The sequence below is a fragment of the Nonomuraea sp. NPDC004702 genome (assembly GCF_053601695.1).
Genome location: NZ_JBSGCE010000005.1, coordinates 56,134 through 68,160, shown reverse-complemented (window position 1 = coordinate 68,160; position 12,027 = coordinate 56,134). Strand labels below are relative to the sequence as shown.

General features: G+C 68.8%; 15 protein-coding genes and 1 tRNA gene. 10 read left to right on the top strand and 6 right to left on the bottom strand.

Going from position 1 to position 12,027, the window contains the following annotated elements; all coding sequences use genetic code 11:
- The first annotated feature begins 10 nt into the window (after nucleotides 1-10).
- The 3 genes from ACWEJ6_RS08925 (at nucleotide 11) to ACWEJ6_RS08915 (ending at nucleotide 1,545) form a co-directional block, all read left to right on the top strand.
- Complete coding sequence (locus ACWEJ6_RS08925) at nucleotides 11-340, top strand: hypothetical protein (RefSeq protein WP_352321053.1); 330 nt, start codon at nucleotides 11-13, stop codon at nucleotides 338-340.
- 174 nt (nucleotides 341-514) lie between these two features.
- Nucleotides 515-1,456, top strand: coding sequence for an ROK family protein (locus tag ACWEJ6_RS08920; RefSeq protein ID WP_358284323.1), 942 nt, complete (start codon nucleotides 515-517; stop codon nucleotides 1,454-1,456).
- 17 nt (nucleotides 1,457-1,473) lie between these two features.
- Nucleotides 1,474-1,545: transfer RNA gene (locus ACWEJ6_RS08915), tRNA-Val, on the top strand.
- Between the two features lie 371 nt (nucleotides 1,546-1,916).
- Here ACWEJ6_RS08915 and ACWEJ6_RS08910 read toward each other — a convergent pair.
- A complete protein-coding gene (locus ACWEJ6_RS08910; RefSeq protein ID WP_452422524.1) occupies nucleotides 1,917-2,270 on the bottom strand; it encodes a hypothetical protein in 354 nt (117 codons plus the stop codon).
- Between the two features lie 986 nt (nucleotides 2,271-3,256).
- Between ACWEJ6_RS08910 and ACWEJ6_RS08905 the strand changes: the two genes are divergently transcribed.
- Nucleotides 3,257-3,715, top strand: coding sequence for an N-acetyltransferase family protein (locus ACWEJ6_RS08905; RefSeq protein ID WP_452422522.1), 459 nt, complete (start codon nucleotides 3,257-3,259; stop codon nucleotides 3,713-3,715).
- A 22-nt stretch (nucleotides 3,716-3,737) separates the two neighbouring features.
- Here the strand turns inward: ACWEJ6_RS08905 and ACWEJ6_RS08900 are convergent, their stop codons facing one another.
- Nucleotides 3,738-4,577: a hypothetical protein gene (locus tag ACWEJ6_RS08900; RefSeq protein ID WP_452422520.1), complete on the bottom strand. Its 840-nt coding sequence runs from the start codon at nucleotides 4,575-4,577 to the stop codon at nucleotides 3,738-3,740.
- 237 nt (nucleotides 4,578-4,814) lie between these two features.
- Here ACWEJ6_RS08900 and ACWEJ6_RS08895 point away from each other — a divergent pair, with 237 nt between their 5' ends.
- The 3 genes from ACWEJ6_RS08895 to ACWEJ6_RS08885 all read left to right on the top strand — a co-directional run bounded on the left by ACWEJ6_RS08895 (nucleotide 4,815) and on the right by ACWEJ6_RS08885 (nucleotide 7,254).
- Nucleotides 4,815-6,512, top strand: a complete 1,698-nt coding sequence (locus ACWEJ6_RS08895; RefSeq protein ID WP_452422518.1) for a hypothetical protein — start codon at nucleotides 4,815-4,817, stop codon at nucleotides 6,510-6,512.
- Between the two features lie 203 nt (nucleotides 6,513-6,715).
- A complete protein-coding gene (locus ACWEJ6_RS08890) occupies nucleotides 6,716-6,988 on the top strand; it encodes a hypothetical protein (protein ID WP_352358868.1) in 273 nt (90 codons plus the stop codon).
- The gene (locus ACWEJ6_RS08885; protein WP_452422516.1) at nucleotides 6,985-7,254 is read left to right on the top strand and encodes a hypothetical protein; all 270 of its coding nucleotides are present in this window, start codon (nucleotides 6,985-6,987) and stop codon (nucleotides 7,252-7,254) included. Before ACWEJ6_RS08890 ends, ACWEJ6_RS08885 begins: the two co-directional genes overlap by 4 nt.
- On the opposite strand, the gene ACWEJ6_RS08880 is transcribed toward ACWEJ6_RS08885, so the two are convergent.
- Nucleotides 7,231-8,076, bottom strand: a complete 846-nt coding sequence (locus ACWEJ6_RS08880) for an FkbM family methyltransferase (protein ID WP_452422514.1) — start codon at nucleotides 8,074-8,076, stop codon at nucleotides 7,231-7,233. The genes ACWEJ6_RS08885 and ACWEJ6_RS08880 overlap by 24 nt on opposite strands.
- Nucleotides 8,077-8,103: 27 nt before the next feature.
- Nucleotides 8,104-9,477: a hypothetical protein gene (locus tag ACWEJ6_RS08875; protein ID WP_397163319.1), complete on the bottom strand. Its 1,374-nt coding sequence runs from the start codon at nucleotides 9,475-9,477 to the stop codon at nucleotides 8,104-8,106.
- Nucleotides 9,478-9,631: 154 nt separating this feature from the next.
- Between ACWEJ6_RS08875 and ACWEJ6_RS08870 the strand changes: the two genes are divergently transcribed.
- Genes ACWEJ6_RS08870 through ACWEJ6_RS08860 form a run of 3 tightly spaced genes read left to right on the top strand, consistent with a single transcriptional unit; the run spans nucleotide 9,632 to nucleotide 10,821 of the window.
- The gene (locus tag ACWEJ6_RS08870; RefSeq protein ID WP_452422512.1) at nucleotides 9,632-10,438 is read left to right on the top strand and encodes a GNAT family N-acetyltransferase; all 807 of its coding nucleotides are present in this window, start codon (nucleotides 9,632-9,634) and stop codon (nucleotides 10,436-10,438) included.
- A gap of 49 nt (nucleotides 10,439-10,487) precedes the next feature.
- Nucleotides 10,488-10,634, top strand: coding sequence for a hypothetical protein (locus ACWEJ6_RS08865; RefSeq protein ID WP_352323191.1), 147 nt, complete (start codon nucleotides 10,488-10,490; stop codon nucleotides 10,632-10,634).
- A gap of 43 nt (nucleotides 10,635-10,677) precedes the next feature.
- A complete protein-coding gene (locus ACWEJ6_RS08860) occupies nucleotides 10,678-10,821 on the top strand; it encodes a hypothetical protein (protein ID WP_357965512.1) in 144 nt (47 codons plus the stop codon).
- A 33-nt stretch (nucleotides 10,822-10,854) separates the two neighbouring features.
- On the opposite strand, the gene ACWEJ6_RS08855 is transcribed toward ACWEJ6_RS08860, so the two are convergent.
- Both ACWEJ6_RS08855 and ACWEJ6_RS08850 read right to left on the bottom strand, forming a co-directional pair.
- Nucleotides 10,855-11,160: a hypothetical protein gene (locus tag ACWEJ6_RS08855; RefSeq protein WP_452422510.1), complete on the bottom strand. Its 306-nt coding sequence runs from the start codon at nucleotides 11,158-11,160 to the stop codon at nucleotides 10,855-10,857.
- 113 nt (nucleotides 11,161-11,273) lie between these two features.
- A complete protein-coding gene (locus ACWEJ6_RS08850; RefSeq protein ID WP_452422508.1) occupies nucleotides 11,274-12,011 on the bottom strand; it encodes a LysR family substrate-binding domain-containing protein in 738 nt (245 codons plus the stop codon).
- Nucleotides 12,012-12,027: the final 16 nt, after the last annotated feature.

The window sequence follows — 12,027 nt, the reverse complement described above, 5'->3', positions numbered from 1 at the left end:
GGAGGGAACGATGCCCTGCTACCGATGCGGGGCCCGGCAGACCGACCCGGTCCGTGGCGCCAGCCCGTGGCAGCGCGGGGTGCGCAACGAGTCCCAGGTGCTGATCTGCCCGGACTGTCAACGGCTGCACGACCTCGATCTCGACTCCTGCGCCACCTGCGGGTCCACCGCGCTCATCTGCCGGCTGGGGGAGATCGAGTGCCGCGGCTGCGGCGCCGTCCGGCAGGCCCGGGCGCCGAAGGGGTTCGAGGAGCAGGGGGCGTACGTAGGGTCGGGGGCTCCGCCCGGGCTGTCGGCGGAGGTCGAGGCGGCGCTCAACCGGGTGCTGGGCAGGGCCTGACCGCCTGGGCGATCTCGAGTTCGAGGCCCAGGCGTCGTGTGGTTGATCGCCAGTTCAGGGCCCTGGTGTCGCCGGCCTGGATCGCGGCGCGGCGCCGTCCTTCCGGCTGAGAGATTCTCAAGCGCCTTTTCAGACATTTGCTGACCTGCGCTATCGTCTCCTTTCGTGTCCGCTATGAGTTCGTTCGTCGTCGCGCTCGACGTCGGTGGCACGTCCATGAAGGGCGGCCTGGTCAGCGAGTCCGGTGAGGTGTTGCTGAGCGAGCGGCGCCACACTCCTCGCGAGGAGGGCCCTGAGGCGGTCGTGTCCGCCATTTCAGACTTCATCGGCCACCTGGCCTCCTCCGGCGACGGCGAACCGGCAGGCGTCGGTCTGGCCGTCCCGGGGCTGGTGTCCGAGAGCGCGGCCCTCTATGCGGCGAACCTGGGCTGGCGTGACGTCCCCGCCTCGAACTTCACCACCCTGGACATCCCCGTCATGCTGGGCCACGACGTCCGCACGGGCGGCCTGGCCGAGAGCATCCTCGGCGCCGGAAGAGGCGTCTCCGACTTCCTCTTCCTCCCGATCGGCACCGGTATCGCCGGAGCCTCGATCATCAACGGCGACCCGTATGGCGGCTCCTCCGGATGGGCCGGCGAGATCGGCCACACCCCCGTCTTCCCCGACGGCGAACAGTGCGCGTGCGGCCAGTTCGGCTGCCTGGAGACGTACGCCTCGGCGGCTTCGGTCGGCCGCCGCTACAGCCAGCGCGCGGGCGTGGAGGGCGTACGCGCCGAGCAGGTGGTCGCCTCCGACGACCCCATCGCCATCGAGGTGTGGGACGAGGCCGTGGAGGCCCTGTCGCTCGCCCTGGCGACGTACACGCTGCTGCTGGACCCCTCGGTGATCGTCCTCGGCGGCGGCCTGGCCGAGGCCGGTCCCGCCCTCTTCGATCCCGTACGTACCCGCCTGGTCAAGCGCCTGGCCTTCCGCGACGCGCCTCCGCTCGTCCCGGCCGCGCTGGGCGTCGACGCCGGCATGCTGGGCGCCGCCCTGCTGGGCTGGCGAGCCGCCGGCCGCCCCGAACTGGGCCCCGGCTGGACGGTGAATGTGCGATCGGCCCCTCTGGTGTCGTAAGGTTAGTGCCGATCAGGGGGCGGTTAGCTCAGCGGTAGAGCACTCGCCTTACAAGCGAGGGGTCACTGGTTCGAACCCAGTACCGCCCACCTCCTGGAACAGCCCCGTTTCCCGGCGCGGAAACGGGGCTTCGTGCCGTTAGCCGGTGCGAGGGCTTTTCTTGATCTTTGCGTTCACGGCGTCGGCGATCTTGCTGTGGGCAGGGGTTCGCGGCTCGGGCAGTTCGGGCCAGGAGCGTGCGTGTTGTATACGCAAGGCTCATCGGCGGAACGAGAACGGCGAATGCACTGGTTGTGGGCTGGCCCTCCCCGAAGACGACCGACCCGAAAAGCGAAGGTAGGTACGAGGCTGCACCCCGATACGGTGCCACGCCTGCTTTCCTCTGGAGCACAGGAAGAGCGAGTACACAGAGAGCCCTCCGGAGCTGCTGTACCGCGTCACCTGTAGGTCCGGTCGGTGCTCAGACAGAGTGCCAGATGGCCTGGACGGCGATGGCCAGCGCCAACGCTGTCGCGCTCAGGAGCATCGCGACGATTGGCAGGGTTCGATTGGTGGCTGTCCCGACGCGAGCCTTCCCCATGCCCAACCCCGACATGAAGATGGCCACGTACGACACCCAGAACCCGACGCGGGCCAACACGATGGACACGTCGAGCAGGAGGGCGAGGATGCCGAGGCAAAGGCCGACGACGCCTATCCAGTTGTGCGTTGTCGGGGCTGGCATAGGCGGCTGCTGAGGGTGCTGCCCGTACGGCTGTGATGGCTGGTGGGGATACGGCTGGCCGTCCTGGTCCTGCGGGCCGGGATACGCCATGTGGGGCTCCTGAGGGAGTAGGGGTGCTGCGTAAGACGCGTCGACAACGTGTGCGGTTTGCACCGTTGCACGACAGGACCGCTCAAGTCCTGCAATCGCGCGATTTCGGGTTCCATGGGGGAGGTGACTCCGACATGACACCGCACCGTGCATCCTGTGGGTCTGGGGGTCTCGAACTCGGGGTCCGGGCCGCGATTCTCGCGGCTGTTTCCGAAGTCGTATCGCTTGTAGAACTCCACGATGTACGACTGGTAGGTTCGGCGAACTTTTGTGATCCCCGACCGCTAGCGGCCGCCTTCGGGACGGGTTCCGCCGGGGCCGACGTGGGCGCCCCCTTGGCCAGCCAGCAATTCAGCGCGTCCGCGCGGTGTGATTGATTGTGCGATCGCAAGGCCATCCTCGCGATCGCGCAGAACATCCGTGGCATCTGCGCACGCTGGAAGGTGCCCTCCTGGCGGTTGGCCGCTCTATCCGTGTGAAAGGAATACGCGTCTCCGTGAAAGGAAGGCAGCGAACAACGTGGCCCCACCCGCAGCGATCAGTACGGTCGCGGGAATCCTGACGAGGCTCCGCAGGTCTGTGCAGTTGTCCAAATGGTGCAGCCTGTCGGCCAAGGCGGAGGACGGATCGAGTTGCGTCCAGGTAACTCCGACAAATGCCGAGCCGCAGGATTCACCGCCTGACGTAACGGACATCAGGCCGGTGAGAATGCCCGAGCCGATTAACAGGAAGGCGACGAACGCCATCGCTTTGGGAGACATGCCAGTCCTAACGTGGATCCAACCGCAGTGGATCATTTCATGGCGAGGCTTGAGCCGGGAAGACGTCTGGCTCAGCCAGGGGGCGACAAGCGCCAGGGGGCAGCCCCGTTTCCATTTGCGGCAACGGGGCTTCGTGCCGTCAATGGGGATCGGCCGGTGCGCGAGCTCCTCCCGATCTCTGCGTCAACGGCGGCGGCGTGACGCTCGACGGGTCAGGTGCCTGGCATGCTCTGGGGCGTGAGAATTCGTACTGCGACGCGCCGGGATCTGCCCGCGATCATCGCGCTCCTGGCCGACGAGGACACCGTGATCGATCCCGAAACCGTTGGGGTCGACGAGGCGTACGAGCGAGCCTTCAAGGCCGTCGACACCGACGAGCGCAACGAGATGATCGTCATGGACGAGGCAGACGGTACGGTCGTCGGCTGCCTCCAGCTGACGTACATCCCCGGCCTGGGACGGCACGGGCAGGAGCGGGCGCTGATCGAGGCGGTCCGGATGCGTGCCGATCGACGTGGGGCAGGGCTCGGGCGCGAACTGCTCACCTGGGCGATCGAGCGGGCACGCGCCCGCGGCTGCACCCTGGTCCAGCTCACCAGCAACAAACGACGCACCGAGGCCCATCGTTTCTACGACTCTCTCGGCTTCGTCCGCAGCCACGACGGGTTCAAGCTGTCGTTCTGAGGCGGAGCGCCGAGCGGGGTGGTCATGGCCCTCTGCGAGATGAGCCAACGATTTTGATCGTGCGTACTCCGGATTTTCCGATCAGCTCGGTGAGTGCCGGTTTCGAGTGTCCGTAGACGACCAATCCATAGATCCTGCCTTCATGTGCCGCCTGACGTAAACGGCGGAGATCGAGCCCGAAGGACTTCAGGCTCAGTGCGTCGGTCCACTCCAGCTTGGCCGCCCAACGTCTGTACAGCTCGATCGGCGAGGTGTTCTCGCATTCGGTTTCATAGACCGCGCACGACCGCCAGTAGACCGGTTTGTCGGCGTCCCCGCGCGATCGGGAGAGGAACAGGAACACGGCGTCCGATCGAATTCCTTGCACGTCCAAGGTGGTGGTCAGTTCGTTCTCGGTCATGGGGGCGGTCAGTTCCACGACGGCGGTGGAGAAGTCATTCCTGCCCAGGGCCGCTATTGCCTGGCGGGCCCGGCTTTTGGCCGGCTCGTCGGCCCCCTCGCCGCCGTGGAACGAGCGCAGCAACGGGCTCATCATCGCCTCCGGCATGGCGGGAGCGGAGGTCCTGCCCAGCACGTCGGTCACTAATTCTTCGTGTGCTGGACGACCTCGCAGACTCGGATGCGTCTCGAAACTGCTGACCGTCACGCCCATCGACAGGGGGCCCACACCCACCTCGTGGCCCACGATGACGTCGTACTCCGGATGCGCCACCTGAAAGGCGCCGCCATAGACCTCACGCATGCGTTCAGCGCGCCCGCCGAACAGGTGCACGCCTTCGGCCAGACAGGCGAGCAGAACGAGTATGACGACGATGACGTATCCGGTTCTGCGTGAATTCCTGGTGCGGCTGTCTGCGGTCAAGGCGGTCTCCCGTGCGTGCCGATGCCGATCGAACAGTGATGATCAAATCAGATCGCCGGTGAATGGGGGCGCCTGGCCGACACCGGTACGGCATCGTTTGTTCCGCCGTGCCGGCCGGTGTAGCAGTGCCGCACTGAGATCGCACTAAGATCGCGTCCCGTGTCTTCGGAACATTTATGGCGGTTTATCAGGATCGGATTAGTAAGTCTGATTCTTCTGGCGGCGGTCGCGGGGCTGGTGCTCGGCGACACCTGGCTCTGGGTGGCCGCCGAGTGGTCGCCGCCGACCTTCGGCGAGCTCTCCACGGCCGACGGGTCCGACGCCTCGGTCGGTCTTGCGCTGTTCGGGGCCGCCCTGGTGAAGGCGGCGCTCCTGTGGCTGATTCTGCGGACCCCGGAACGGGGGCCGCTGGACCGCGGGGAGAGGGTGCTGCGCCGGCTGTTGTATCTGGCGGTGGCCCACGCGCTCGTGCTGTGGTACCCGATCGCGCTGCTCCCGGACGCGGTTGACGCGGCGTTCACGCTCGTTCTGTGGGCCGCGATCGACGTCCTCTACCTGCTCGTCATCCGGTGGCGGTCCCGCCTGTTGCGCGGGGCGGCCGGAGTGCTGTTCGCGGTGGAGCTGGCCGGGGCGGCCAATGAAGTGCTCGACGACCTCGACCTTCCGGAGCTCGGACCGGGCGGCGTCATCCAGGCGGTCCTGATCGGGGGCGGAGTGCTGGCGACCCTCGTCACCGTCCTCGGGCAGTGGCGTGACGGCCGCTGGAGCCGCGGCACGCTGATCGCCGGGGTGTCGTCGGTGGGCGTCTACGCGCTGACGATCCCGTTCAACCTGCTCGTCGGAGGGCACTTCGGCGGCGGTCTGGCGATGGTGATCGCGATCGACGCGATGGGGCTACTCAGCACCGTGTGGATCGCGGCCACCGCTCGTGAACTGCCCGCCGAGGGCCGTCCGGCGGATCTTCCGTCCGTCCGGCGGCGCGGGTCCCGCGTCGCGGTGGCGGCTGTCGCCGTGCTGTCGCCCGTCGTACTGATCAATCCGGAGCAGGACGCGCGCCTGACCTACACCGCCGGGTCGGCGGACTGCTACGACCGGCCCAGCTTCGGCGACGTGAAGCCCGCGGAACGCGACGCCGTGTTCCTGTGCCGGGCGCGGAGCGCAGACGGCGCAGGCCCGCCGATGTTCCCGGAGACCACGTCGGACCAGGCGGTCCTCGCGTACGGACGGGCGCTGTGCCGGGCGAAGGACACCGACGAGCAGGAGGCGATCCTGACGCGGGCCGGCAGCGCCCGTGCGGCCTGGCGGGTGTACCCCGAGGAACTGGTCTACGTCTGCCCGGAGATCATCGGCGCCACCCGTCCCGACCTGCTGCGGTCGACGGCGGAGGAGGCGGCGGCGAACGCGGCCCACATCGCCGGGGAGAACGCGAAGTGCCGGGACCCGTGGCCCCGGACGAAAGGGGTCGTCCAGGCCACGGCCAAGTACTTCCTGTTCGTGGACGGCGATCCCGGTTACCTGGTCCAGGACGGCGAGGGCGAGTCGGCCATGGACGAGGCGGAGCTGGCCACGGCCCGGTCCTACGAAGACGGCGCCCTCGTCGGGGTGGCCGGCGGCACGGCGCTCATCGGGCACGTCGAGGACGTCGTCGATCTGTGCCTCACGGTGAAGGCCTTCCGCGCCGCGCCGCCACTGCGGACCGCCGGGTGGGACCAGGTCCACGAGGTGCCGATCGTCAGCCGCGGCGGCCGGCTCGCGGTGCCCGAGATGGGCGACGGCGGTGACGTGGGCGCGGGCGCCCCGATGCCGAACCTGGCGATCGCCGGGAAGGGCCGCTACCGGCTCCGTGTCCACGTGCGGATCGGTGAGGCGGGGGAGGAGCACCTGGTCGTCGTGTTCCCGGGCGCGTCGAGGAAGAGGCTGAAGCTGAAGTCCTGATCCGAGGCCGGGCGAGCCGGGGCTGGTCAGCGGCAAGGAGCGGATGCGGCACGGGCCGGGCGGGAACGCTCTCCGATCGCCAGATCGATGTGCACTGACTGCGACTTCTCCGTAGCGGCGGCGAAGTATTGTGGTGGAGGTCCCCGGGGTAAGGCTCTTAAGCCGAAGGGGCTGCGCAGTCCGTGAACGGAGAGCCACCTGCCATGCGAAATCGCACGTTGCGGATCCCCGCCACCGCGGCCGCCGTCCAGGAAGCCATTGACCAGGCGACGGCGGGAGAGGTCGTCCTGCTGGAGCAGGACGGTCGCCTCGTGGCCGCGGTGGTGCCCTACGAGGTGGCCGCCGCCGGCGTCGACCTGCTCAACGAGGCCCAGGACGCCGCTGACCGGCTGTCGGGGCTCAGGCTGATCGCGGAGCTCGAAGCCGGCATGGAGACGATGCGGCTCAGCGACCTGCGCCGTGAGCTTGCCTCATGAAGGGCTACTACGAGATCCAGCTCTCGTCATCGGCGGTGCGGCAGATCCGTGCCGTGCACGTCGCGGAGCCGATGGCCGCCACGTTCGTCCTCAACGGCCTGGAGTATCTCTCCACCGACCTCGACTCGGGGCTGCTGCGCACGATCGACAAGGAAGCGGGCCTGCTCAAGGCGGAGATAGGCGACTTCGAGGCCCTGTGCTGGGTGCGGCACGAGGAGATGAGCCTGGTGATCCTGACCGTCTCACGGAGTCGTCACCCAGCGTGACGCCGCGCCCTCGTTCGCCCGGACGGCGAAGTCGCGGACGTCCCGCATCCGCCGCGTGCTGACCGGCTCGGCGTAGATGTAAGGGCACATGTCCGACCGGGTCATCTTCGATCGCTGGTAGAGCGAGAAGTCGCACCAGGCGTAGTCGTGCCGGGTGAGCTGCTCGATCACCTCCTCCCTGATGCGTTCGCCGTACATGGAGTCGTGCATCTCGATCAGCAGCGCCGGCTGGTGGTGGGCGATCGTCTCCGCCGCGCCCGCCAGCGCCCTCCCCTCATGACCCTCGATGTCCATCTTGACCAGCCGGATCCTCTCCCGGGACCGGGAGGCCATGACGTCGATCGGCAGGCCGTCGGCCGCACCGAGGAACGCGCCGTACCCCTCCTCGCCATGGTGGAGGGTGGAAATGACGCAGTCGGCGGGGATGGTCGCCGGCTCGCCGGCGGCGAGCGTACGGGTGCAGGGGCCGGCGGTGACGTCGTAGGGGTCCCAGAGTCGCAGTCGCGCTCCGGAGTCGTGCGCGGCCGCCGGGTGGACGTCGACGTTGCCGATCTCGTTGAGCTGCAGATTGTGGTGCAGCGCGCGCAGTGCGACCGGGTTCGGCTCGACGGCGATGACCTTCGTGAAGGCCCTGGCCATCCGTAAGGCGTAGTGGCCGACGTGGGCGCCGACGTCGAGGAAGGCCGAGCCCGGCTCGGCGAAGGACTGCAGGAGGCGCCAGATGTCCTGCTCGTGCGGCCCCGGGCCGACGCGGTCACCGCTGGCGGGCCGGAGGGCCCAGGTGAGTCCGTCACGCTGCGAGAGGGAAGGCGTCGTCGACATCAGGACTCCCGGGGAGGTGTTCCGCGCTCACCCACGTGTGATCGTTCTCGCGTCGGAGGAGATCCAGCTTCGGTGCGGGTAGTAGCTCCTGAGTTCCCGCATGCGCGAGGAGTCCGTGAAGAAGACGAACTCCAGGTTGGCCCGCCGCAGCATGCTGTGTTTCGCCTCCTCGCCCAGCAGGCCCCCGACCAGCGGGACCGCGTTGACCGCCACTTCGGTGAGCGTCGACAGGCCGGTCATCGCGAACCGTTCGGCGACCTTCGCCAGTCCGGGCATCTTCCTGCGCAGGAAGATGCCGAGCTTCGTGGGTTTGACCGCCAGATGAGGACGCGTCGCCCGGATGTGGTCGCAGATGCGCTGCCAGTAGTCGGCGGCGCAGTCGGCCAGGGCCGCGGCCAGCACGTCGTCCGCGTCATGGGCGTTCGAGACTTCGAGGTAGGACTGGATCTCGAACAGCTCCCTGGCCTGTTGGCGCAGTTCGACGATCTCCTCGAAACGCAGCATGGCCAGCAGGTCGGGCGGCGGACCCTCGACCATCCGATAGGCCGTCTCGACGAGCTCCCGCACGTCGAACTGGGGATCCGGCCGGCTGGGCGCACGCTGCGCACCGGTGAGGACGGCCTCGGCGAGGCCGGTGGCGTCCCCGGAGTTCCAGTCCGAGCCCATGATCCTCGCGTTGAACGCGCGGGCGTGCGCGGTCTCGTCGAAGAGGCCGTGGATCTGGATCAGCTCGCTGCTCACCGGCAGTCCGGAGTCGTGGAGCAGGGCGAAGATGGGAGTGTGGGAGAACCGCGGCCTCGACAGGATGTCGTCGTACCGTCTTCTCAGTTCGATCGGCTGCGCCGACAGCAGGCCGGTCAGGACGGAGTCAGGCGAGTTGGCGGCCTCGCGGACCTGCCGCATGAAGTCGTCCTTGGCGGTGACATAGTCGTAGCGGACGACTACGGAACCGTCTCCGGCGAGAACGCCGTCGAGTTCCCTGATCATGCGGTCGCGGGCGGCCGAGACCGGCGAGACGACCCATCCCTTCCCGTCGGGGCTGTTCCGCTTCCAGCTGTCCAGCACGTCCGCCAGAGAGTCGCAGGGGTCGAGCCGGTCCTCCTGGTAGAGGTAGTTGTGCGCGCGGAGCCCGACCGCGACGACGCCTCCCGCGACGAGATCTCTGAGCAGGCGGTAGAAGTTGTTCTCCCGCAGGTCCGACCTGCTGAAGTCGCCCACGACCCGAGGGTTGTCCACGAGCTGCGTGTCATGCACGTAGACCCGCTCGTTGAAGAGCGCCCCGAACACCAGCAGGGCCCGCAGCTGCATGGTGGAGCTGATGCCGGCCCAGATCGGTTCCAAGGCGGCGAACTGGGACGTGGCGCGCAAGGCGTTGATGGAGCGGGAGTCATCGCGCTTCATCTCTTCGAGATACCACCCTTCGGTCGCCACCCCTAAGGGAAGCACAGCCGGGTACCGCAGGGAAGGTCATCATGGATAGTGGCCCGGCCGGTGGGCCCGCGTCGTACGATCCGCTTGGGTCGCTCGTGGTGTCTCCTCGGGGAAGGGGCCGGTTGTGTCGTCGCTCGAAGAGGCCGTGGAGTCCAGGGATCATCTCGTCGCCGTCTGGAGCGAGCTGGTACGGGACAGAGGCGGCCGGATCGGTACGGACGACGGCGTCGTGCACATGTGGGCCGACAGCCCCTTCGGCTTCTGGAACACCGTGACCCTGGCCGGTACGGGCCTCACCGCGGACGCGCTCGGCGGGCGGCTCGCGCGGGCGGCGTCCTTCATGAGGGGCAGGTCCGAAAGCGGATATCTGTGGGTCTTCGAGGATCTGCTGAGCCCCCAGGCGCGCCAGAGCCTGTTCCGGCGCGCGGCCGAGGCCGGGCTGGAGCCGGCGTTCTCGGGCCGGGGCATGGCGGGCGACCTGTCCGTGCCCGAGCCGGATCATCCGGACCTGGAGTTCCGGCGGGTGGAGAACGAGGAGCACCTCGCCGCGTACGGCGACATCAACGCACGCGCCTACGGCATGCCGCCCGAGGCGGGCAGGCTCGCCCTGGCCGGCTCCCAACTGTGGCGCGGCGACGTGCACGCCTACCTCGGATACCGCGACGGACGGCCGGTGACCTGCGCCGCCACCGTCGCCGGGCCGCATTCCATCTTCCTGGCGCTGGTCGCCACCCTGCCGGAGGAGATGCGCAAGGGGTACGGCGAGGCCGTCACCCGCAAGGCGATCCACGAAGGCGGCAGGCGGAGCGGGCACCGGCGGCTGGTGCTGCACGCCACGCCGGCCGGGCAGCCGGTCTACGAACGCATCGGCTGCCGCCCCAACACCGCGATCCACTTCTTCCAACTCGCCGGGCATGCCTACATCGGATGATCACGGGTAGCGCTGTGCGACCACCCCAGCTACAGAAGTGGAACACGGCATGATCACTCTCATCCTGCTCATCCTCGCCCTGGCCTGCTTCGTCCTGTCCGCCTTCAACATCGGCGGCGCGCGCGTCAACCTGCTCGCACTCGGTCTGGCGCTCTGGGTGCTCAGCGAGATCATCCCGAAGCTCGGCCAGCTCTGAGCCCCGGCGCCTGAGACCACCCCCTACGGGCAGGAACACGCACATGGACGCCCTCACCATCGTCGCTCTGCTGGCACTCCTCGCCGGAATCCTGGTCGCCCTCACCCAGAGGGTGTGGCCCATCGCGTTGTTGTGCGGGGGACTGTTCATGTCCGTGCTGGCGGACGCCGGTCTCATCGTCACGTAGGCGAAGGAGACCGGCCGCCCGGCCCGTGCGGGTTCAGCAGTAGGTGATGCCCGTGACGGTGAACGGGATGTTGTGGTACGGCGTGTACTCCGACCGCTGGCCGGGGGAGACGCAGGGGCCGACCTCCGGCCACGAGCCCACCGTGGGGTCCGGATGGGTGACGCGGATGACCACGGCGTAGTTGCCGGAACCGCCGCTGCAGTACGCCCAGGCGGTCTTGCCGTCCCGGCCGGTGGTGCAGCCGGTGGGGGAGGCGTGCGCGGGGGAGGCGGCGCCGAAGAGGGCGACGCTGGTGAGAACGGTCGCGAGGGGGAGGGGCAAGTGCTTTCTCGCGCGCATGTGCTGACCTCCAGTGGGTCGTCAGGCAGTGCACTCTTAGGAAAGCTTCTTAAGAGAAAGTAGCCGCACCGTCGCCGCCGTCAAGCCCCTGTCCGGTCGCCGGGACGCCGCCGTCAGCGGGGACGCGGGCCCTTCTTCTTGCGGCTCGTCGGCGCGGCGCGGCGACCGGCGCGGTTCTGGGCGGCGGGCTTGGGGGGCTGGCGTCGCGCCTGCTTCTCCTGGCGCTCGGCGGGGGCGGCGGGAGCGCGGCCCCGGGAGCTGTTGACCGTGCGGCCGCGCACGATGCCGATGAAGTCCTCCACCAGGTCGGTGGTCGCGTCGGTGGGCCAGGCCAGGACGACCTGGGACTGGGGCGCGTCCGTGACCGGGCGGTAGGTGAGGTCTTTGCGGTGGTGGAGGCGGGCCAGCGACTGGGGGACCAGGAGCAGGCCGGTGCCGGCGGCCACCATCTCGACCGCCTCGGCCGTGGTGGCGGGACGGGTGAAGGCCGGTTGCCCGGGCCGCGACGACCACTCGATGGCGTCGTCGAGGGGATGGAAGATCTCCTCCTCGGCCAGGTCGGCGAGGGTCACCTCGTCGGCGGCGGCCACGGCGTGGTCCTTCGGCACCATGACCACCGTGGTCTCGACGTAGAGGGGGATCGCGCTCAGGCCCTCGCGGTCGATCGGGAGCCGGACGAACGCGGCGTCGGCCCCGCCGCCCCGCAGGAGGGCCAGCGCCTCGGGGGTGGGGGCCGTGACCAGCGTGAGCGGCACGTCGGGCAGCCTCTCGGCCCAGACGCCGGCCCACTTGGCGGGGGTCACGCCGGGCGCGTACGCCAGCCGGAAGTCTTCGCCGCTCTCGTCAGTCACGTCCTCAGGGTATCGA